Source organism: Microbacterium sp. XT11, from assembly GCF_001513675.1.
In the GTDB taxonomy this organism is placed as follows: domain Bacteria; phylum Actinomycetota; class Actinomycetes; order Actinomycetales; family Microbacteriaceae; genus Microbacterium.
The window spans coordinates 1,714,051-1,734,009 of sequence record NZ_CP013859.1; the positions used below are offsets into that span (position 1 = coordinate 1,714,051).

19 protein-coding genes are annotated in these 19,959 nt (G+C 68.5%); 14 read left to right on the forward strand and 5 right to left on the reverse strand.

Going from position 1 to position 19,959, the window contains the following annotated elements; translation table 11 throughout:
• Positions 1-137: 137 nt before the first annotated feature.
• Positions 138-944 (reverse strand): DeoR/GlpR family DNA-binding transcription regulator, encoded by an 807-nt coding sequence (locus tag AB663_RS07945; RefSeq protein WP_067197719.1) that lies wholly within the window; start codon positions 942-944, stop codon positions 138-140.
• Positions 945-1,173: 229 nt separating this feature from the next.
• On the opposite strand from AB663_RS07945, the gene AB663_RS07950 reads away from it, so the two are divergent.
• The 8 genes from AB663_RS07950 to guaA all read left to right on the forward strand — a co-directional run bounded on the left by AB663_RS07950 (position 1,174) and on the right by guaA (position 9,550).
• Entirely contained in the window at positions 1,174-2,466 is a 1,293-nt protein-coding gene (locus AB663_RS07950; protein ID WP_067197721.1) for an ABC transporter substrate-binding protein, read from the forward strand.
• Positions 2,467-2,546: 80 nt separating this feature from the next.
• Positions 2,547-3,470 (forward strand): carbohydrate ABC transporter permease, encoded by a 924-nt coding sequence (locus AB663_RS07955; protein ID WP_067197723.1) that lies wholly within the window; start codon positions 2,547-2,549, stop codon positions 3,468-3,470.
• A gap of 1 nt (position 3,471) precedes the next feature.
• Positions 3,472-4,317, forward strand: a complete 846-nt coding sequence (locus AB663_RS07960; protein WP_067197725.1) for a carbohydrate ABC transporter permease — start codon at positions 3,472-3,474, stop codon at positions 4,315-4,317.
• 38 nt (positions 4,318-4,355) lie between these two features.
• A complete protein-coding gene (locus AB663_RS07965; protein ID WP_067197727.1) occupies positions 4,356-5,219 on the forward strand; it encodes a ketose-bisphosphate aldolase in 864 nt (287 codons plus the stop codon).
• Between the two features lie 29 nt (positions 5,220-5,248).
• Positions 5,249-6,448 carry an ADP-dependent glucokinase/phosphofructokinase gene (locus AB663_RS07970; protein WP_067197730.1) on the forward strand — a complete coding sequence of 400 codons (1,200 nt, stop codon included), beginning with the start codon at positions 5,249-5,251 and terminating at the stop codon, positions 6,446-6,448.
• Complete coding sequence (locus AB663_RS07975; protein ID WP_067197732.1) at positions 6,445-7,440, forward strand: class I mannose-6-phosphate isomerase; 996 nt, start codon at positions 6,445-6,447, stop codon at positions 7,438-7,440. The genes AB663_RS07970 and AB663_RS07975 overlap by 4 nt, the downstream gene beginning before the upstream one ends.
• A gap of 23 nt (positions 7,441-7,463) precedes the next feature.
• Positions 7,464-7,967, forward strand: coding sequence for a DUF3817 domain-containing protein (locus AB663_RS07980; RefSeq protein ID WP_067197733.1), 504 nt, complete (start codon positions 7,464-7,466; stop codon positions 7,965-7,967).
• Positions 7,964-9,550, forward strand: coding sequence for a glutamine-hydrolyzing GMP synthase (gene guaA / locus AB663_RS07985; RefSeq protein WP_067197735.1), 1,587 nt, complete (start codon positions 7,964-7,966; stop codon positions 9,548-9,550). The genes AB663_RS07980 and guaA overlap by 4 nt, the downstream gene beginning before the upstream one ends.
• Before the next feature lie 105 nt (positions 9,551-9,655).
• On the opposite strand, the gene AB663_RS07990 is transcribed toward guaA, so the two are convergent.
• Positions 9,656-10,336: a DNA alkylation repair protein gene (locus AB663_RS07990; RefSeq protein WP_067197738.1), complete on the reverse strand. Its 681-nt coding sequence runs from the start codon at positions 10,334-10,336 to the stop codon at positions 9,656-9,658.
• Positions 10,337-10,444: 108 nt separating this feature from the next.
• On the opposite strand from AB663_RS07990, the gene AB663_RS07995 reads away from it, so the two are divergent.
• On the forward strand, positions 10,445-10,873 hold the full coding sequence (locus AB663_RS07995; protein ID WP_067197739.1) for a YciI family protein: 429 nt from the start codon (positions 10,445-10,447) through the stop codon (positions 10,871-10,873).
• 1 nt (position 10,874) lies between these two features.
• Positions 10,875-12,140 (forward strand): RNA polymerase sigma factor, encoded by a 1,266-nt coding sequence (locus AB663_RS08000; protein WP_067197740.1) that lies wholly within the window; start codon positions 10,875-10,877, stop codon positions 12,138-12,140.
• 55 nt (positions 12,141-12,195) lie between these two features.
• Here the strand turns inward: AB663_RS08000 and AB663_RS08005 are convergent, their stop codons facing one another.
• Both AB663_RS08005 and AB663_RS08010 read right to left on the reverse strand, forming a co-directional pair.
• Positions 12,196-12,468 carry a GlsB/YeaQ/YmgE family stress response membrane protein gene (locus AB663_RS08005; RefSeq protein ID WP_067197742.1) on the reverse strand — a complete coding sequence of 91 codons (273 nt, stop codon included), beginning with the start codon at positions 12,466-12,468 and terminating at the stop codon, positions 12,196-12,198.
• A gap of 158 nt (positions 12,469-12,626) precedes the next feature.
• On the reverse strand, positions 12,627-13,547 hold the full coding sequence (locus AB663_RS08010; protein WP_067197744.1) for a Bax inhibitor-1/YccA family protein: 921 nt from the start codon (positions 13,545-13,547) through the stop codon (positions 12,627-12,629).
• 87 nt (positions 13,548-13,634) lie between these two features.
• Here AB663_RS08010 and AB663_RS08015 point away from each other — a divergent pair, with 87 nt between their 5' ends.
• A complete protein-coding gene (locus AB663_RS08015; RefSeq protein WP_067202402.1) occupies positions 13,635-14,621 on the forward strand; it encodes a glycerophosphodiester phosphodiesterase family protein in 987 nt (328 codons plus the stop codon).
• 5 nt (positions 14,622-14,626) lie between these two features.
• Here AB663_RS08015 and AB663_RS08020 read toward each other — a convergent pair whose 3' ends face one another.
• Positions 14,627-15,025, reverse strand: coding sequence for a YccF domain-containing protein (locus tag AB663_RS08020; protein WP_067197745.1), 399 nt, complete (start codon positions 15,023-15,025; stop codon positions 14,627-14,629).
• A gap of 67 nt (positions 15,026-15,092) precedes the next feature.
• On the opposite strand from AB663_RS08020, the gene AB663_RS08025 reads away from it, so the two are divergent.
• The 3 genes from AB663_RS08025 to ligD all read left to right on the forward strand — a co-directional run bounded on the left by AB663_RS08025 (position 15,093) and on the right by ligD (position 19,941).
• The gene (locus AB663_RS08025; RefSeq protein ID WP_067197746.1) at positions 15,093-17,570 is read left to right on the forward strand and encodes an ATP-dependent helicase; all 2,478 of its coding nucleotides are present in this window, start codon (positions 15,093-15,095) and stop codon (positions 17,568-17,570) included.
• A gap of 89 nt (positions 17,571-17,659) precedes the next feature.
• On the forward strand, positions 17,660-18,844 hold the full coding sequence (locus tag AB663_RS08030; protein ID WP_067197748.1) for an SseB family protein: 1,185 nt from the start codon (positions 17,660-17,662) through the stop codon (positions 18,842-18,844).
• Between the two features lie 41 nt (positions 18,845-18,885).
• Positions 18,886-19,941, forward strand: coding sequence for a non-homologous end-joining DNA ligase (ligD, locus tag AB663_RS08035; RefSeq protein WP_067197750.1), 1,056 nt, complete (start codon positions 18,886-18,888; stop codon positions 19,939-19,941).
• The last annotated feature ends 18 nt before the right edge of the window (positions 19,942-19,959 follow it).

A 19,959-nucleotide genomic window follows, 5' to 3' on the forward strand; every position in this document is an offset into this window, starting at 1 on the left:
CACGGCGGAGGCCGTCGGGGGGCCCACCCCGGCGGCCTCCGCTTTTCACCCGTGGCTCGTGCTCGGCTGAGGATCTCACCGACCCGCCCAGAGGCGAGACCCGATGTCGGCTGAGTCGCAGCGCTTCACGGCATCGGTCAGGCGATGACGAGCTCGACGTCGGCTTGTGCGAGCGCCGCCTTCACGTCCGCTGAGGGCTCGGCATCCGTGATGAGGTAGTCGGCGCCGTCGAGAGGGGCGACCTGCGCGAACAGGCGACGACCGAACTTCGTCGAATCCGCGAGGATCGCGGTCCGCTCGGCGCGTTGGATCATCTCGGACATCATCGCCGCGTCGCCGAGGTTCGACGTGGAGTATCCGCTCTCGTCGACGGCCCCAACGGCGATGAGGGCGAGGTCGCAGCGGATGTCGACCTCGGGGCCGCCCGGCGTCATCGTGAACGTGACAGGGCCGGTGGTCGCCTGCGTGATCGACCGCACGGCTCCGCCGAACACGTACAGGTCGCGGAACGCCGACGGTGCGATCTCCGCGGGGATGCGCAGATTGTTCGTCGCGATGGTGAGGTCGCGATGGTTGCGCAGAGCCCGTGCGAGGGCGAGCGTCGTCGTACCGGCGTTGACCATGATGACCGCGCCGTCATCGATGAGGCCGGCGGCCGCCTTCGCGATGCGCTCCTTCTCCTCCGTCTGCATGCGCAGGCGCACGTCGAGCGCGCGGTCCTTCAGCTGGCCGTTGGCCGCGCTCACGGCGCCGCCGTGCGTGCGGATGACCACGCCTTCCCTGTCGAGCTGATCGAGGTCGCGACGGATGGTGTCGATCGACACTCCGAAGTGCTCGGCGAGGTCTCCGACGGTGACCTGCCCCGCCTGTTCCACGAACGCAGCGAGATCGGCTTTGCGCCCGGCGGGCAGTCGGCGGCGGTGGGTGGAGCTCGAAGTGTCCATGCAGCCATATCTAGCACAACAGGCCGCATCAGGCATGCATGATTCAGCAAAAAGCGGCAAATGACTGCCCGTGAAGATCGTACGAGATCGCCGTGGGAACAGCGGGGTTTACCGAATCGAGACGAAGTGACGACTTGACGATCCTGCAATTCCTTGCATAACATGGCGTAAAACCGCACGAATAAGCAACTGAAACGCGCGGTGTGGCACATCTCGAAGAGGAGAAGCGATGATCACAGTGGGACGAGGGCGGCGGCGCACCCTGAAGCTCGCCGGCGCGGCGACTGCGGCCGTGACCGTTCTGGCAGTGGCGGGCTGCGCGGCCGGTGACTCCGGCTCGGACGAGGATGGCGACGTCACGATCGAGTTCGCGCAGTGGTGGGAGCCCGAGCTCCCCGACGGTGAGTTCCGGGCGCTCATCGACACGTTCGAAGAGCAGAACCCCGGCATCAAGGTCGACCTGGTGAGCGGTCCGTACGCGTCGACCAAGGAGCAGCTCTTCGCCGGAGCGGCATCCGGAACCATGCCCGACGTCGTCGGACTCGACGGCGCCTGGGTCAACGACTTCGCCTCGCAGGGCGTGATCGCCGACCTGACCGCGCTGATGAAGGAGAACGACTACGACGACAGCGAGCTGGCCAGCCAGATCAAGGTCGACGGCAGCACGTACATGATCCCCGTCGTCAACTTCGTCTACCCGATGTTCACCAACGACGCCCTGCTGCAGCAGGCGGGCGTGTCCGCCCCGCCGGCCACGCGCAGCGAGTTCGCGGACGCCGCGGCCAAGGTGTCCGCGCTCGGCGGCGACGTGTCGGGGTGGGTGCTTCCGCTCTCGCTCGAGGCGCCGAACGGCATCCAGAACGACGTGATGTCGTGGGTCTGGGCGTCGGGCGGCTCCATGCTCGACGACGGCAAGCCCGACCTCACGAACGACGACGTGACCTCGGCGGTCGAGTACATCGGCGACCTCTGGGACTCCGGCGTCATCGCTTCGGGCTCGTTCACCATGAAGGAGCAGGACAAGGTCGAGGAGTTCACGAACGGTCGCGTCGGAATGATGATCGACTCCCTCGCGCACATCAACCTCATCCGCGAGACGAACCCCGACCTGGCGTTCTCGATCTCCGCCATCCCCGCGGAGGACGGCTACGACGGTGAGCGCGGCATCCCGTACGCGTCGTGGGGGATCGGCGTGGCCGAGAACTCCGAGCACAAGGACGCGGCGTTCAAGCTCGTCTCCTTCCTGATGAGCCAGGACGTGAACTCCCAGCTGTCGACCATGGCGAAGGCGTTCCCCGGCAACACGGAATCCGTGCCGGACTTCGTGAACGACGACGAGCTCTTCAAGACCGCGTTCGACATCTACAAGGCCGGATACCCCGCGAACGAGTTCACCGGACTGCCGGTGGCCGAGGAGCTCATGCGCCAGTTCGGCGAGCAGCTCCAGTCGGCGCTCGACGGGCAGCAGTCGATCCCCGACGCGCTCAAGAAGGCGCAGGAGGAGTGGGAAGGGGAGTTCTGAGTCCCGTCCCGTCCTGACCCCGGGGGTGCCGCGTCGCGTCGCGGCGCGGCACCCCACCCGACCAAGGAAGCCCCCGTTCCATGAGCGTGCGAACACCCCTCGACACCGAGATCATCGTCACCGGTGTCGCTCCGGCCCGCCGGCGCCGCCAGCTGCGCCGCACGGCCGAGTCCTATGCGTTCCTCTCGCCGACCGTCCTCCTGCTGCTCGTCCTGATGATCGTCCCGATCGTCATGGTCATCGGGTACTCGTTCCAGGACAATGTCATCCTCAAGAAGAACTCGCAGTTCGTCGGCCTCTCGAACTTCATCGAGATCCTGTCCGACGGCGGCTTCTGGAAGGCCACGGGCAACACGCTCGTCTTCACCCTGGTGAGCGTGCTCGCCCACCTCGTGCTCGGCCTGGCTTTCGCGATGCTGCTGAACAGCCCGCTTCTCAGCCGGGTGTCGCGGAGCGTCTTCCGGGCGATCTACGTGCTGCCCTGGTTGTTCACGGTGGCGGTCATCGCGGTGCTGTGGCGCATGCTCCTCGCCCCGAACGGCGTCATCAACTTCCTGCTCAACACCGACATCGAGTGGCTCGCATCCCCGCAGCTGGCCCTGGGGACCGTGACGTTCATCAACATCTGGGCCGGATACCCGTTCTTCATGGTGAGTCTGCTGGCGGGCCTCCAGGGCATCCCGTCCGACCTGTACGAGGCGGCGACCGTCGACGGCGCCAACGCCCGGCAGCGGTTCTGGAACGTCACCATCCCGCAGCTGCGGCCCATCATCGTCAGCCTCGTGCTGCTCGACCTCATCTGGACATCGCAGCAGTTCGCGCTGATCTGGATGACCACGGGCGGAGGGCCCATCGATGTGACCGAGGTGCTCAGCACCTTCACGTACAAGCTCGCGTTCGCGAAGTACGACTTCTCGCTCGCGGCGACCTCGGCGGTACTCGTGCTGCTGATGTCGATGATCCTGGCGGTCTTCTACGTCCGTCATCAGAAGGCGAGGGACTGACATGGCGCTCACCGTGCAGGGCCGGCGGCGCATCGCCAAAACCGGCGTGATCGCAGGTCTCCTCATCGGGGCCGTCTTCGCCGGCGGACCGGTGCTCTGGATGCTGTCGAGCTCGTTCAAGTCGAACACGCAGATCTTCGAGCTGCCGCCGCGGCTGATCACCGACACGTTCTCGTTCGACGCCTACATCGCCATCTTCTCGGATGCCGAGACCATGCGGTTCTTCGCGAACAGCTACATCGTGGCAGGAGCCGTGACGCTGCTCACGCTGCTCGTGGCGATCCAGGCGGCGTACGCCTTCAGCCGCTTCGAGTTCCGCGGCAAGCGGGTGCTGAACGTGATCATCGTGAGCGTGCAGGCCGTGCCGCCCATCACGCTCCTCATCCCGTACTTCGGCCTCATGGTCGCGCTCGGGCTCTACAACTCCTACCCGGGGCTCATCCTCACCTACATGGTGTTCACGCTGCCGTACGCGATCATCATGATGACCGGCTACTTCAACACGCTGCCGCGCGAGCTCGACGAGGCCGTGCGCGTCGACGGCGCCGGCTCGATGACCGCACTGTGGCGCGTGCTCGTGCCGATCTCGGTGCCCGGGATCGTCTCCATCGGCATCTACACGTTCATGATCGCGTGGAACGAGTACCTCTTCGCCCTCACTCTCACGAAGACCGTCGACATGCGCACCGTGCCGATCGGCATCCAGCTGCTCATGGGTCAGCACTCCTACGAGTGGAACCAGATCATGGCGATGAGCGTGCTCGGCTCCGTGCCCGTCCTCGTGCTCTTCCTCTTCTTCCAGCGCTACTTCATCAGCGGCCTCACCGCCGGCTCGGTGAAGAGCTGACCGGCCCCACGACCACCACCCACACAGGAGAATCAACAGTGCTCTACACCGGCAAGTCCATCCTCGACGTCGCCAACGCGAACGGCTTCGCAATCCCCGCCTTCAACATCAGCGACTGGGCGATGTTCAACGGCATCATGGACATCAGCGAGGAGAAGGCCGCTCCGGTCATCATCGCGATCCACCCCGACGAGGTCTCGCACATCACGACCGACCTGATCCCCGCGATGCACGCCCGCGCGCACCGTTCGAGCGTTCCCGTCGCGATCCACTGGGACCACGGCGGCAGCTACGAGCAGATCATCCAGGCGATCCGCGCGGGCTTCACCTCGGTGATGATCGATGCCTCGCTCCAGCCGTTCGAGGAGAATGTCGCACTCACGCGCAAGGTCGTCGAGGCGGCGCACGCCGTCGGCATCCAGGTCGAGGGCGAGCTCGGCACGATCGGCGCCAACGACAGCTACGGCGAGGCAGGCGCCGCGGAGATCATCTACACCAATCCCGCCGACGCCGTGCGGTTCGTGGAGGAGACCGGGGTCGACAGCCTCGCGATCGCCATCGGCACCTCGCACGGTCTCTACCCGAGCGACAAGAACCCTGAGCTCCGTCACGACCTGCTGCAGGAGATCAAGGCCGCGGTCGGCATCCCGCTCGTGCTGCACGGCGGCTCGGCCAACCCCGACTCCGAGCTCCGCCGCGCGGTCGAACTGGGCATCAACAAGATCAACATCTCCAGCGACATCAAGGTCTCGTACCACAACCGCATGCGCGAGGTGCTCGGCACCGACGAGCGCCTGCGCGAGCCCAACGCCATCCAGCCCGAGCCGATCGCGGCGATGAAGGTCACCGCGGCTGAGAAGATCGAGCTGTTCGGCGCTGACGGCAAGGCCGGACTGTACTGAGCCGCAGGCGCGGAAGGAGGATCGGCGACGTGGACGGAACGATCGTGCTCGGACTCGGCGGCACCGTCGACTACGAGCTCGTCTGGGATGCCGAGGTCATCGGCCGGCTCGCACGCGAGCACGGCATCCGGACCGCGGAGCTGACGACCACGTCGCCGATCACCGACGAGCGGAGTCTGCTCGTGACCGTGCTCGCCTTCGTGGCAGCGGGTACCGGAGGCGAGAGGTTCGTCTCGTCATCCGAGGTCGTCGAGCAGTTCACGGCGCACTTCGACCATGCGGTGACCCTCGGCGGCACGGGCGTGCGAGCGGGGCTTGCGCTCGACGCGCTCGGCATCCCCAGCGTGCAGCACCTCGTGAGCATCGACGACACGGTGCGCCGACTGCTGCCGAAGACCATCTCGTGGATCTGCTCCGCCGAGGAGGACACGCTCGATCCGCACCTCATCGTGCAGTATCCCGCCGGCGCACGTGTGCGACTCGTCGACGCCCACATCGAGTCGCACGGCGCCAACCGGCTGATCTTCGCGAACGATCCGCCCAACCGCCGCATGCTGCTCGCCGACGAGCTTGCGCAGACGCTTCGCACGGCCGAGGTCTTCCTCATCTCCGGCTTCAACACGATGCAGGACAGAGATCTGCTCGAGAGCCGCCTGGACGCCCTGCACGATGCCATGCGCGAGCTCCCCGCCGAGGCGCTCGTCTACTACGAGGACGCCGGGTTCTACACCCGCTCGTTCGCCGAGACGGTGCGCAGACGCCTGCTCGGCCGGATCGACGTGTACGGCATGAACGAGGACGAGCTGCAGGAGTACCTCGGACGGTCCGTCGACCTGCTCGACCCCGCCGAGGTGGTATCCGCGCTGCGGGACGTGCGCACGGTCGTCCCCGCATCCGTGCTCGTCGTGCACACGCGGTACTGGGCCATCGCGGTGGGGACGGATGCCGAGCGGCACCGGGAGGCGCTCGACAGCGCAGTACGCGTCGCCGCCACCCGCTACCGGCTGGGCGACGGTTTCTCGGCAGCGGACGTCGACCTCACGGCGTCGATGCCGCGGCACGGAGGCGGGGTCGCGCTCGTCGCCGAGGTCGAGCGTCGTGACGCGGACGCCGTCGGCGTCGCCGCATACGCGCTCGACGTCGAGACACCGACCACAGTGGGGCTGGGCGACACGTTCGTCGGCGGCTTCCTCGCGGGCGCCGTTCGGGTGAAAGAGACGAGCGCGTGAAGCCCGTGCACCTGGCGTCCAACCGTCCGCCGCGGCGCTTCTACCGCGGCGGCGCGCAGCTCGGAGCGCTCCGCGGAGAGCCGGTAGGCGCCGAGTACGAGCCGGAGGACTGGGTCGCGTCGACGACGACGGTCAGGGGAGAGGAGAGGCTCGGCCTCACGGCCCTCCCCGACGGCACGCTGCTGCGCGACGCGGTCGCCGGCCACCCGGCGGCATGGCTCGGGGCAGCGCACGCCGAACGGTGGGGCGCCGATACGCGCCTGCTGGTGAAGCTGCTCGACGCCGGCCAGCGGCTGCCCGTGCACGCCCACCCCCACGACGAGTTCGCGTCCGCACACCTGGGTGCCGCGCACGGCAAGGCCGAGGCCTGGTACATCCTGCGCGGAGGCGTCGTGCACCTCGGATTGCGTGAGGACGTCACGCACGAGCGGATCGCAGCGCTCGTGACGTCGCAGGACGTCGAAGGGCTGCTCGGGCTGCTGCATCGTATCGACGTCGCCCCGGGCGACGTCGTCTGGGTGCCGCCGGGCGAGCTGCATGCGATCGGAGCCGGCGTGCTGCTGCTGGAGCTGCAGCAGCCGGAGGATCTCTCCATCCTCCTCGAATGGCGCGACTTCGCGATCGACGGCGCCGCACAGGGGCACCTCGGGCTGGGCTTCGAGCTCGCGCTCGCCGCTGTCAACCTTCGAGCGCGGTCGCGAGAGGAGCTGGGCGGGCTGGTGCGGCGGTCGCCCGAGGCCGGTTCCGTGCTCCCCGCCGACGCCGAGGCCTACTTCCGGCTGGAGCGCCTGCCCGTGCACCGACGTGCGACGATCGGTCGAGGGTTCGCGGTGATCCTGGTGCGCAGCGGCGAGGTCGCCGTGGCGGGGGAGCGCTTCGGTTCCGGTTCCACAGTGCTCGTCCCGGATGCCGCCGGAGCTCTCGTCGCGGAGGGGAGCGGGGAGCTGCTGATCGCGCGCCCGCCGTCGCCGGACGCCCGGAACGGCGTGTGAGCCGCGACGACTAGACTGGGGGCATGCCCGAACCGAAAGTCGCCAGCTTTCCGGCGATCCGCGGTGCGCTGAAGTTCTACCAGATCGCGTCGATCATCACCGGTGTCATGCTGCTCCTGCTGGTGGCCGAGATGGTGCTGAAGTACACGCCGATCCACCTCGAACTCTTCGCCGGCGGTTCCGGAGGACCGCTCTGGTTCGCCCCTGTCGTCGAAGGGGCCGACGGCCTGGAGTCCACCGGCGATGGGCTGAACCTCTCGCTGGGCATCCTCATCGCGCACGGCTGGTTCTACGTCGTCTACCTTTTCGCCTGCTTCCGCGTGTGGAGCCTCATGCGCTGGCCGTTCGTGCGGTTCATCATGCTCGCCCTCGGCGGCGTGATCCCGCTCCTGTCCTTCTTCATGGAGGCGATCGTGGCCCGTGAGGTGAAGACCTACCTCGCAGCCCGTGAGCGCGGCGACGCGGCATCCGCCTCCGCCGGGGCGACCGGCGAGACTCCGACCTCAACCACGAAAGGTGTCCGGTGACAGAGAAGACCGAGACCCAGCAGCGCCCAGCGCTCGTCGTCGACTTCGGCGCGCAGTACGCGCAGCTGATCGCACGCCGGGTGCGTGAGGCCGGTGTCTACAGCGAGATCGTGCCGCACACCGCGACGGCCGAAGAGATCGCGGCCAAGAACCCGGTCGCGATCATCCTCTCCGGCGGTCCCTCGTCGGTCTACGAGGAGGGCGCTCCGCGCCTCGACCCCGCGGTCTTCGATCTCGGGGTGCCCACGCTCGGCATCTGCTACGGCTTCCAGTACATGGCCCAGACCCTGGGCGGCGAGGTCGCGCACACCGGGCTCCGTGAGTACGGGGCGACGGATGCCGTCATCTCGGGTGACGGCGGCACGCTGCTGGGCGGCCAGCCCGAGAAGCAGAACGTGTGGATGAGCCACGGCGACCAGGTCTCGAAGGCGCCCGAGGGGTTCGAGGTACTGGCCGAGACCGAAGCGACCAAGGTCGCCGCCTTCGCCGACGAGGAACGACGCTTCTACGGCGTGCAGTGGCATCCCGAGGTGAAGCACTCCGACCACGGGCAGCGGGTGCTGGAGAACTTCCTGCACAAGGGCGCAGGGCTCGCCTCCGACTGGAACAGCGGCAACGTCATCGCCGAGCAGATCGAGCGCATCCGCGAGCAGGTGGGCGACGCCCGCGTCATCTCGGCGCTCTCCGGCGGCGTCGACTCCGCCGTCTCGACGGCACTCGTGCACAGGGCCATCGGCGATCAGCTCACCGCCGTGTTCGTCGACCACGGGCTGCTGCGCAAGGGCGAGCGCGAGCAGGTCGAGAAGGACTACGTCGAGTCCACCGGTGTCCGCCTCATCACGGTCGATGCCGCCGACACCTTCCTCGGCCACCTCAAGGGCGTCACCGACCCCGAAGAGAAGCGCAAGATCATCGGCCGCGAGTTCATCCGCGCGTTCGAGAAGGTGCAGCGCGACCTCGTCGACGAGGCGAAGGCCACGGGCGGCGCCCCGGTCAAGTTCCTCGTGCAGGGAACGCTCTACCCCGACGTCGTGGAGTCCGGCGGCGGTGCGGGCACCGCGAACATCAAGTCGCACCACAACGTCGGCGGCCTTCCTGACGACCTCGACTTCGAGCTCGTCGAGCCGCTGCGGGCACTGTTCAAGGACGAGGTCCGCGCGATCGGCCGCGAGCTCGGCATCCCCGAGGCGATCGTGGGCCGCCAGCCGTTCCCGGGCCCCGGCCTCGGCATCCGCATCATCGGCGAGGTGACGAGGGAGCGCCTGGAGATCCTGCGTGAAGCCGACGCGATCGCCCGCGAGGAGCTCACGAAGGCCGGACTCGACCAGGAGATCTGGCAGTGCCCCGTCGTGCTGCTCGCGGATGTGCGCTCCGTGGGCGTGCAGGGCGACGGCCGCACCTACGGGCACCCGATCGTGCTGCGTCCGGTCTCCAGTGAAGACGCGATGACCGCCGACTGGACCCGCCTTCCCTACGACGTGCTGGCGAAGATCTCGAACCGCATCACCAACAGCGTCCGCGACGTCAACCGCGTCGTGCTCGACGTCACCTCGAAGCCGCCGGGGACCATCGAGTGGGAGTGAGGCGCGGCATCCGCTGATCGCGCCGACTCTCCCACGTGCCGCCGAGACCCCCGCCCGTTCGCGCGAACAGGCGGGGGGCTCGGGCGCTGTGCGGGGGTCTCGGCGCTAGCCGGGCGTCGCTGCCAGATGCTTCAGGGCCTCGCGGCGCGTCAGTGCGCTGAGCTCGCCCTGATGGGCGGCGACGAAGGCGATCACCCAGTCGGGGTCGGTCTTGGCGTACTCGCGCAGCGCCCATCCGATCGCTTTGCGGATGAAGAACTCTCCGTCGGCGAGGTTCGGAGCGATCACTCCGACGAGCAGCTCGACGTCCGTCCGCTCGCGGCGCCCGAGCTGAGCGATGATGCTCGCGCGTCGGATCCACCGGTCGTCGTCGCGCGCCCAGCTCAGCAGCACGGGCGAGAGCGCCTCGGCGTGGGCGTCGAGAGTCTCGGCGAGGCGGTGCGACACCTCGTCCACATGGTCCCACCATGCGCCCGTGCGGATCATCTCCTCGTGCACGTCCATCATGTCCAGCCGGCCGCGAACCGGCCGCAGAGACATCAGCTCGCTCGCGGCGTAGCGCTCCTCCCGATGCGTGGCGCCGCGCCAGAGGTCCAGCGCGCTCGCACGCAGGTCGCCGGCGTCCGACGTCCCTCGCGCCAGCTGCCTGGCCGTGCGCCGCGCCACCGGCACCTTCACGCCGAGGAACGGCATCTGCGACTTCATGTACGCCTGCTGCCCGGGGGCGATCGCCGGGTCGGCGGCCTCTCGCAGGGCGAGGCGGATGCTGTCGGAGAGCGCGGTCATGCGAGGAGTCTAGGAAAAAGTTCCGCGACGTTGTCGATCCGGCGCATTCCCGTTCGACGTCTTCAGTGAGAGGGTCGAAGGACGGCCCCTACACGGAGGAGACACATCATGAAGTACATGCTCATCATGCGCGCGACCGACGAGGCGGTCGAGGCATACAAGGACATGCCGTTCGAGCAGGTGATCGAGGCCATGGGCAAGTACAACGAGTCGATGATCAAGGCCGGCGTGCTCGTCGCCGGCGAGGGTCTGACGGACGCCGCCGAGGGTTTCGTCGTCGACTTCAGCGCGGAGAAGCCGCTGATCACCGACGGTCCCTACGGCGAGACCAAGGAGCTGTTCAACGGCTTCTGGATCATCGAGGTCGCGACGCGCGAAGAGGCGGCGGAATGGGCGAGCCGCGCTCCGCTGGGACCGGGTTCGTTCCTGGAGGTGCGTCGAGTGACCGGCGTCGAGGACTTCCCCGCCGACAACGAGTGGATCCAGAAGGAGGCCGGGTGGCGCGAAGAGGAAGAGGCGCGCCGCGCCCGGCAGTGACATGACCGCACATCCGGATGCCGCGGCGGCGCAGCGCGCCGTCGCGGCCGTGTGGCGCATCGAGTCGGCGAAGATCGTCGCGACGCTGACGCGCCTCGTCGGCGACTTCGGTCTCGCCGAGGACCTCGCGCAGGAGGCCCTCGTCGACGCGCTCGCCCAGTGGCCCGCCGAGGGCGTGCCGCGTAACACCGCCGCGTGGCTCACGGCCGTGGCCAAGCGAAAGGCGATCGACGGCTGGCGCAGGCGCGAGCGCCTGGCCGACCGCATCGCCGTGATCGCGCATGACCTCGAGCGCGAACAGGACGAGGCGGTCGCGTCTCTGCCGTGGGATCCCGACGCGATCGACGACGACGTGCTCCGGCTGATCTTCATCTCCTGTCATCCCGTGCTGTCCAAAGAGGCGCAGGTCGCTTTGACGCTGCGTGTCGTCGGGGGCCTGTCGAGCGAGGAGATCGCGCGTGCGTTCCTGGTGCCGACCGCCACGGTGCAGCAGCGCATCGTGCGCGCCAAGAAGACGCTGTCGGCCGCTGGGGTGCCGTTCGAGCTTCCTCCGCGCGAGGAGCATGCACAGCGGCTGGGCGCCGTGCTCGGTGTGCTCTACCTCATCTTCAACGAGGGCCATGCGGCATCGAGCGGTTCGGACTGGATGCGGCCCGAACTCGGTGTGGAGGCGATCCGGCTCACTCGGGTGCTGGCTGCTCTCATGCCGCGCGAGCGCGACGTGCACGGTCTGCTCGCGCTGATGGAGCTGACGGCGGCGCGGTTCCCGGCGCGCGTGGACGCGAACGGCGACCCCGTGCTGCTCGCGGACCAGGATCGCTCACGCTGGGACCGCGGCAGGATCGCCCGCGGTCGTGCTGCTCTGGCGACAGCCGATGCTCTCGGCCGCGGGCGCGGCGCCTACGGGTTGCAGGCGGCGATCGCGGAGTGCCACGCCGTCGCGGCATCCGTGGAGGAGACGGACTGGGACCGCATCGTGCTGCTCTACGAGGCGCTCGGCCGCATCGCGCCGTCGCCGGTCGTCGAGCTCAACCGTGCGGCGGCCGTCGCGATGGCGACGGGGCCGGCGTCGGCCCTGCGGATCGTGGACGCGCTCGTCGAATCGGGGAGCCTGCGTGGATACCATCTGCTCCCGGCGACGAGGGCCGAACTGCTGCGGCGCCTCGGCCGTGAGGAGGAGGCGCGAAGCGAATTCGCGACGGCGGCGGCCCTCGCCGGCAACGAACGCGAACGCGCACTGTTGCAGGAGAAGGCCGCCGGCCGGTAGAGGGGGCCCGCCCCCTTCGGAGGTGTGCACCGCCGAAGAGGACGGACGAGCGCGGTCACTCGCGCACGCGGTCTCCGCGTCCGACGATGAGACCGTAGATCAGCAGCACGATGATCGCGCCGCCGATGGCGAGAAGCCAGGTGGACAGATCCCAGAAGTTCTCAAGGCCGACGCCGAAGATCATGCTTCCGAGCCATCCACCGAGGATCGCTCCGACGACGCCCAGGAGCAGAGTGACGAACCACCCGCCGCCCTGGCGGCCGGGAAGGATGAGCTTGGCGATTGCACCGGCGATGAGGCCGAGAAGCAGGAAGGCGAGGAAACTCATTTCAGCTCCTTTGTGTCTGGAGCCCTGAGGTACAGGGCTTCGATGACCACCACTCTGCGCCTTCCTGGCCGTGTGCGACACCCCCTTGCGGTGGGTGGTCCGGTTGTGGCAAGAGGCCCGCCTCCACCGGAGACGGGCCTTCTCAAGAGCTCGAGAGGTCAGTTGCTGCGGGCGATCGCGATCATCCGCAGGATCTCGATGTAGAGCCACACGATCGTGACCATGATGCCGAAGCCGCCGAGCCAGCCGTACGTGCGCGGAGCGCCGTTGCGCACCCCCTGCTGGATCTGGTCGAAGTCGAGCACGAGCGAGTACGCGGCCATCAGCACGACGAGCACGCCGATGATGAGGCCGAGCGGGATGCCGAGGAACGGGCGCTCGCTGAGCAGGCCGAACGCGTTCTGGTTCACCCCGGTCCACATGAGCACGACGTTCAGCAGCGAGAACACGAGGTAGCCGAGCATCGCGACCATGACGATCTTCGTCATGCGGGCCGAGGCGCGGATCTTGCCGCTCGCGAACAGGGCGAGGGTGACCGCGACGACCGAGACGGTGGCCAGCGTGGCCTGGAACACGATGCCGGGCCACAGCACCTCGAAGTAGGCGGAGATGCCGCCGACGAACAGGCCCTCGAACGCCGCGTAGGCGAAGATCAGCGCGGGGCGCACCTTCTTGCGCGACGTGAAGGTGACGACCATGGCGAGCACGAAGCCGCCGAGCGCGCCGATCATCCACGGGAGCAGGTTCGGGGCGAAGTCGCTGTACGGGTCGAAGCGCGGAACCGCGAGGCCGCCGAGCGTGAACACCCAGCCGATCGCGGCCGTGACGAGGAGGATGCCGAACAGCGCTGCGGTCTTCCACACCGTGTCCTCGACCGTCATGCGGTCGGTCTCGATGGCGCCGGCCGGGGGAGCAGCGTACATGCCCTCCAGCTGCGCGTTGACGGCGGCGTCGACGCCGGCGTGCTGGAACGAGGCGGCCTGTGCGCCCTGAGCCGCCTGCGGGTTGCCGGGGTAGGTCGCGACGTTGCGCGGATCCTGCTGCTGGAACGCCGGATTGTTGAACGCGAAATTGCTCATGCTGGGCCTCACTCCGAAGTGGTTGTAGGTCGCTTTCCTCTACGATACCCGCGCGAGCACAGCCGAGGGGTGCTCTACGCTGTGAGCGTGCCCAGGAAATCCCCCCTCGTCATCGGGCACCGCGGTGCCCCCGGTTACCGTCCGGAGCACAGCCGCTCCTCCTACGAGCTCGCCCTCGCGATGGGGGTCGATGCGGTCGAACCAGACGTGGTGGCCACACGCGACGGCGTGCTGGTCGTCCGGCACGAGAACGAGATCTCCGGCACGACCGACGTCGCAGAGCATCCGGAGTTCGCGGATCGCAAGACCACCAAGCGCATCGACGGGCAGGCCCTCACGGGGTGGTTCACCGAGGACTTCACGTGGGAGGAGCTCGCGACGCTTCGCACGCGTGAGCGGCTTCCCGAACTGCGGCGGTCGAGCGCGAGCTTCGACGATGCGCAGCCGATGCTCCGCCTGGTGGATGTGCTCGACCTCGTGCGCGAGGGCTCGGCGGAGCACGGACGTGAGATCGGGGTGGTGCTGGAGATCAAGCACGCCACGTACTTCTCGTCCGTCGGCATCGAGCTCGCCCCGCTCATCGAGCGCGACCTGCGTGCGGCGGGATGGGCGGACGGCGCACTGCCGCTCGTCATCGAGAGCTTCGAGTCGACCGTGCTGGGCGAGCTGCGCGACCGGGGCGTCGCGGCGTCGTACGTGTACCTCATCGAGGCAGCGGGGCGCCCGTACGATCAGGTCGTCGCGCACGGCCCGCACGCCGTGTCGTACAAGGCGACCGTCACGCCGCGCGGCCTCGACGCGCTGGTCGGCCGGGTCGACGGCATCAGCGTGAACAAGCGGATGCTGCTGGCGCGGGGGTCGACGATCGTCGCGGACGCCCATGCCAGGGGGTTGAAGGTCTTCACGTGGACCTGCCGTCCCGAGAACGCCTTCCTCTCGCCGGAGCACAGGGCGGGCGGCGGGAAGGCGGCGTTCGGCGACTACGAGGCGGAATGGGGTGCGATCGCGGCCACGGGCGTCGACGGGGTCTTCGTCGACCACCCGGACCTGGGGGTGTCGTTCTTCCGCTCCTGACGGCGTCAGAGCGTGCGGTCGAACGCTCCGCGGCGTGTGGAGACGATCTCCTTGCCGAGCGGCATGAGGGAGACGGGGACCATCTTGAAGTCGGCGATCCCGAGGGGGATGCCGATGATGGTGATGCACAGGGCGATGCCAGACAGGATGTGTCCGATCGCGAGCCACCACCCGGCGAGCACCACCCAGAGCACGTTGCCCAGGAAGGAGCCGACTCCCGACGTCGGCTTGGCGACGACCTCGCGGCCGAACGGCCAGATCGCATAGTTGGCGATGCGGAACGACGCGATCGCCCACGGGATCGTGATGATCGGGATGCACAAGAGGATGCCGGCGAGCACGTAGCCGATCCACAGGGCGAGGCCGGCGAAGATCAGCCAGATGATGTTGAGAAGGGTGCGCACGCGTCGATTCTCCCACCGCTTGCGCAGCGGCCGCAGTGTCGGCGGCGCCGCCTAGACTCGTTAGGTCATGACCGAAGCCCCTCTCATCGTCCCCGGATCCATCGGCCCGCGCTCCTCCTCGGCAGAGCGCGGAGACGACGAGTTCCTCGCCGGCCTGAACCCGCAGCAGCTCGAGGCCGTCACCTATCGCGGACCAGCGCTGCTCATCGTCGCCGGCGCCGGATCGGGGAAGACGAGCGTGCTCACGCGCCGCATCGCCTCGCTGCTCCGCTCGCGTGAGGCGTGGCCGAGCCAGATCCTCGCCATCACCTTCACGAACAAGGCGGCGGGCGAGATGCGCGAGCGCGTCGAGAATATCGTCGGGCAGGCGGCCCGCGGCATGTGGATCTCGACCTTCCACTCGGCCTGCGTGCGCATCCTCCGCCGTGAGGCCGCGCAGTTCGGCTTCACGTCGTCGTTCACGATCTACGACTCGGGCGACTCCCGCGCCCTGCTGAAGAGGCTCGTCAAGGAGCACGAGGCCGACGCCTACGGGCACACGCCTGCGTCGGTGCAGGCCCGCATCTCCAAGCTCAAGAACGAGCTCGCCGACGCCGAGTCCTACGCGCGGCAGGCGAACATGGCCGATCCGGCGGAGCGGGTGTTCGTCGAGCTGTTCGCCGATTACCAGCGTCAGCTGCAGAGGGCCAACGCCTTCGACTTCGACGACCTCATCGGCCAGACGGTGTACCTGTTCCGGGCGTTCCCTCAGGTCGCCGACACCTATCGCCGCCGCTTCCGCCACATCCTCGTCGACGAGTACCAAGACACCAACCATGCGCAGTACGCGCTCATCCACGAGCTCACGCGCCCGGTCTCCGGTCCTTCGGCGGGCTCGGGAAACGGATACGAGGCGTCGAACGGCATGATGATCTTCGAGCCCGACCCGTCGTCCGGCTCAGAGTCCGGTGACACGGCGGGCGCCTCGTTGACCGTGGTCGGCGACTCCGACCAGTCGATCTACGCCTTCCGCGGCGCGGACATCCGCAACATCAGCGAGTTCGAGCGCGACTTCCCCGGCGCGAAGGTCGTGCTCCTGGAGCAGAACTACCGCTCCACGCAGAACATCCTGTCCGCAGCGAACGCCGTCATCGGCAACAACTTCGACCGCAAGGAGAAGAAGCTGTGGAGCGACAAGGGCGACGGTGACAAGATCATCGGCTTCACCGGGTATTCGCAGCACGACGAGGCCCAGTTCGTCGCCGACGAGATCGAGGCCCTGCGCCGTGCGGGGGTGCCGTACTCCGAGATGGCCGTGTTCTACCGCACGAACTCGCAGTCGCGCGCTCTGGAGGAGATCTTCATCCGGTCGGCGGTGCCGTACAAGATCATGGGCGGCACGAAGTTCTACGAGCGCGCCGAGATCAAAGACGCCCTGGCCTACCTCGTCGCGGTCGCGAACCCGGCCGACGAGATGGCCGTCCGCCGCATCCTCAACAAGCCGCGCCGAGGCATCGGCGACGTGACCGAGACGGCGATTGCGCGCTTCGCCGACGAACATGGCATCACCTTCCGCCAGGCGCTGTCGGTGCCGGGAGAGCTCGGGGTCGGCCCCAAGCTGCAGTCGGCGATCGCGCAGCTCGACGCCGTGCTCGCCGAGGCGACCGAGATCCTGCTGCCCTCGTCGGGTGAGGTCCCGCCGCCGACGAGCGTGGCGGAGGGTCTCAGCCTGCTCCTGTCGAAGAGCGGCTACCTCGACGCGCTCCGCGCGAGCCGTGACCCGCAGGACGAAGCCCGCCTCGAGAACCTCGACGAGTTCATCGCTGTCGCCCGCGACTTCGCCCGCAACAACCCCGAGGGCACGATCGTCGACTTCCTCACCGAGGTTGCTCTGGTCTCCGACGCCGACGACCTCGACGACGAATCGGGCGTCGTGTCGCTCATGACCATGCACACGGCGAAGGGTCTCGAGTACGACGCCGTGTTCGTGACGGGCGTCGAAGAAGACCTCATCCCGCACCGCATCTCGGCGGGGGAGCCAGGGGGTCCGCAAGAGGAGCGCCGGCTGTTCTACGTGGCGATCACGCGCGCGCGGAAGCGGCTCCATCTGTCCCTGGCCATGACGCGCGCGCAGTTCGGCGAGGTGTCCGTGGCCATGCCCAGCCGCTTCCTGCAGGAGATCCCCGCCTCGCTGATCGACTGGCGGCAGTCACCGGGCGACGTCAATTCCCGCGGCGGCATGCAGTCCCGTGCCCTCAACGCGCGCCGCGCTGGGGGCTTCGGCGGCTCGGGCGACCGCTTCGGCGTGAAGCCGCTGCCGACGCGCGAGAAGCTCACGCCGCTCTCGACCGCGATGGACAAGATCCCCAACCGTGTGACGGCCAAGATGCGCGACAACGGCGACCTCGAGCTCGCCGCGGGCGATCGCATCCGTCATTCCGATTTCGGCGAAGGGCGCGTCGACGCGGTCACCGGCGAGGGCGCGAAGCGCATCGCGCACGTGCGTTTCGACACGGCAGGTCTGAAGAAGCTCCTCATCAAGGTGGCTCCGATCGAGAAGATCTGAGTCCGGCTGCCTGAACGGTTGCTGGCAGGCGGCGGCGAAGACCCCGGATGCCGTCTGGCCGATGCGCCGTGACGGTTAGGCTGGCTCATATGGCCCTCTTCTCACGCCGCAAGAAGTCCGCTGACGACGTCGTCACGACGGCATCCGCTCCTGCAGGGACGGAGACTGCCGCCGAGGCGGAGTCTCCTGCCGAGGCGGGGTCTCCGGCCGGGGCGGGGTCTCCCGTCGGACCGGACGCTCCCGGCACGGGATCCCCCGAGGCAGCTCCGACCGTCGCGATCTCCGTGCAGGCGTTCCGCGGCGTGGGCGCCGAGGCGGGTCCCGAGGTGTCGCTGCAGGACGAGCCGGCGAAGGCCGGCCCCTCGTCTCCCGCAGCGTCGTCCGCAGCATCCGCTCCCTCGGCCGCGCCGTCGGCTCCGGCGGCTCCCCAGGAGCGCCGCCTGCCGCTCGCACCCGCGCTTCCGCCCGAGCAGACCGAGAGCGTGCCGGGCATGAAAGACAACGTGCTGCTGCGTGAAGCCCTCGCACAGCTCGAGGAGGGGGCCAGCAACGAGGAGCTGCTTGGCGTGATGCGTCAGGCGCTCCAGGGGCACCTCTACATCCGGGTCAACGGCGACGCGCGTGCACAGATCAGCGAGGGCAAGCCGCTGTCGGTCGCGGTCGTGCGTGACGCCGAGCGCCAGTTCATGCTGGCGTTCAGCTCGGCCGCCGCCGTGCGCGACTCCGTACAGCTCGAAGCAGATCCCGCCGCGACCTCCGCGGTCGCCCAGCCGGTGACCTCGGTGATGCAGCAGGTCGTGGCCGGTGACTTCGCCGGCCTCATCATCGACAACGCCTCCGCGCCGCACCGTGTGGTGCTGCCGTCGGAGCTGCTGCAGAAGGCGCTCGAGCAGAGCGACCTCGAGATGGCCGTCAAGACGATCCTCGCGTCGCCTCGGCAGCCCGATTCGGCGGTGAAGCTCGGCGAAGCGCTGTCGACCAAGCGCATGTGGGTCGCGGTGAACGACGGCACCGGCGGAGCTCCGGTCGGCATCGCCGAGGCGCAGACGCCAGACGGCAAGCGGTTCCTGCAGCTCTTCTCGCACCCGCTCGAAGTGATCGCGATGGGCAGGGGCGACCGGCCCCTCCCGTTCGAACCGGAGCAGCTCGCGAAGGTGCTGACGGGCCACCCCGAGATTGCGGGCGTGATCGTGGATCCTGCCGGACCCACCATGATCGTCGAGCGCGACGCGCTCGCACCGGTGCTCGTGCTCGCCGTCGACCTCGGCGACTGACGGGGTTCCGCCGACCCCTGCGGGCACCCTAGGGTCGGAACATGGCCTCCGATCGCGTGACCCTGACCGTCGTCGACCCTGACGGGGAGCGCGAGGTCGTGCTTTCCAGCCCGAACAAGGAGGTCTGGCCGGAGCCGGGCATCACGAAGGCGGAGCTCGCGGAGTACTTCCAGCTCGTCAGCGGGCCGTTCCTCGAGGCCAACGGGAACCGCCCGGTGTCACTGCAGAGGTTCCGCGACGGAATCGACAGCGAGGGGTTCTTCTCCAAGAACCCGCCGAAGGGCACGCCCGACTACGTCGACGCGGTGATGGTCACCTACAACAGCGGGCGCAAGCATCCGCAGATCGTGCTCAACCGCCCGAGCGCGATCGTCTGGGCCGCGCAGATGAACACGATCGTCTTCCACCCCTGGGCCTCGCTCGCCGGCGACCCGGACAACCCCGTGGAGCTGCGCATCGACCTCGACCCTCAGCCGGGGACGGATTTCGCGGATGCCGTGCCCGCCGCACATGCGCTGCGCGAGGTGCTGCGCGAGGCGGGGCTCGAGGCGTTCGTGAAGACGAGCGGCAACCGGGGCCTGCACGTGTTCGCGCCCATCGTGCCGACGCACGAGTTCCTCGACGTGCGGCACGCGGTGATCGCCGCCGGCCGTGAGCTGGAGCGCCGGATGCCGGATCAGGTCACGACGAACTGGTGGAAGGAGGAGCGCGGCGAACGCGTATTCGTCGACTTCAACCAGGCCAACCGCGACCGCACGATGGCCGGCGCGTACAGCCCTCGGGCCCTGCCGGCGGCGACCGTGGCGACGCCGGTGCACTGGGACGAACTCGATGCCGACCTCGACCCGGTGCAGTTCACCGTGCGGAGCATCCCTCGCCGCCTGGAGGAGGTCGGAGACCCCTGGGCAGGCAGGCAGGATTCGCCGGGTCGCATCGACACGCTGCTGGAGTGGTGGGAGCGCGACAAGGCGAACGGGCTGGGCGAGCTTCCGTTCCCGCCGGAGTTCCCGAAGATGCCCGGCGAGCCGCCTCGTGTGCAGCCGAGCAAGAAGGTCGCCGCGAATTGGGATGAGAACGGGAACCCGATCGAGGACTGAGCCCGACCGGGGCGCACG

Coding starts and splice junctions, on each gene's coding strand:
- AB663_RS08025 (WP_067197746.1), top strand. CDS start 15,093: ATGACCGAAGCCCCTCTCATCGTCCCCGGATCCATCGGCCCGCGCTCC.
- AB663_RS08030 (WP_067197748.1), top strand. CDS start 17,660: ATGGCCCTCTTCTCACGCCGCAAGAAGTCCGCTGACGACGTCGTCACG.
- ligD (WP_067197750.1), top strand. CDS start 18,886: ATGGCCTCCGATCGCGTGACCCTGACCGTCGTCGACCCTGACGGGGAG.
- AB663_RS07980 (WP_067197733.1), top strand. CDS start 7,464: ATGCCCGAACCGAAAGTCGCCAGCTTTCCGGCGATCCGCGGTGCGCTG.
- AB663_RS08010 (WP_067197744.1), bottom strand. CDS start 13,547: ATGAGCAATTTCGCGTTCAACAATCCGGCGTTCCAGCAGCAGGATCCG.
- AB663_RS08005 (WP_067197742.1), bottom strand. CDS start 12,468: ATGAGTTTCCTCGCCTTCCTGCTTCTCGGCCTCATCGCCGGTGCAATC.
- AB663_RS07995 (WP_067197739.1), top strand. CDS start 10,445: ATGAAGTACATGCTCATCATGCGCGCGACCGACGAGGCGGTCGAGGCA.
- AB663_RS07955 (WP_067197723.1), top strand. CDS start 2,547: ATGAGCGTGCGAACACCCCTCGACACCGAGATCATCGTCACCGGTGTC.
- AB663_RS07950 (WP_067197721.1), top strand. CDS start 1,174: ATGATCACAGTGGGACGAGGGCGGCGGCGCACCCTGAAGCTCGCCGGC.
- AB663_RS07945 (WP_067197719.1), bottom strand. CDS start 944: ATGGACACTTCGAGCTCCACCCACCGCCGCCGACTGCCCGCCGGGCGC.
- AB663_RS07960 (WP_067197725.1), top strand. CDS start 3,472: ATGGCGCTCACCGTGCAGGGCCGGCGGCGCATCGCCAAAACCGGCGTG.
- AB663_RS07990 (WP_067197738.1), bottom strand. CDS start 10,336: ATGACCGCGCTCTCCGACAGCATCCGCCTCGCCCTGCGAGAGGCCGCC.
- AB663_RS08000 (WP_067197740.1), top strand. CDS start 10,875: ATGACCGCACATCCGGATGCCGCGGCGGCGCAGCGCGCCGTCGCGGCC.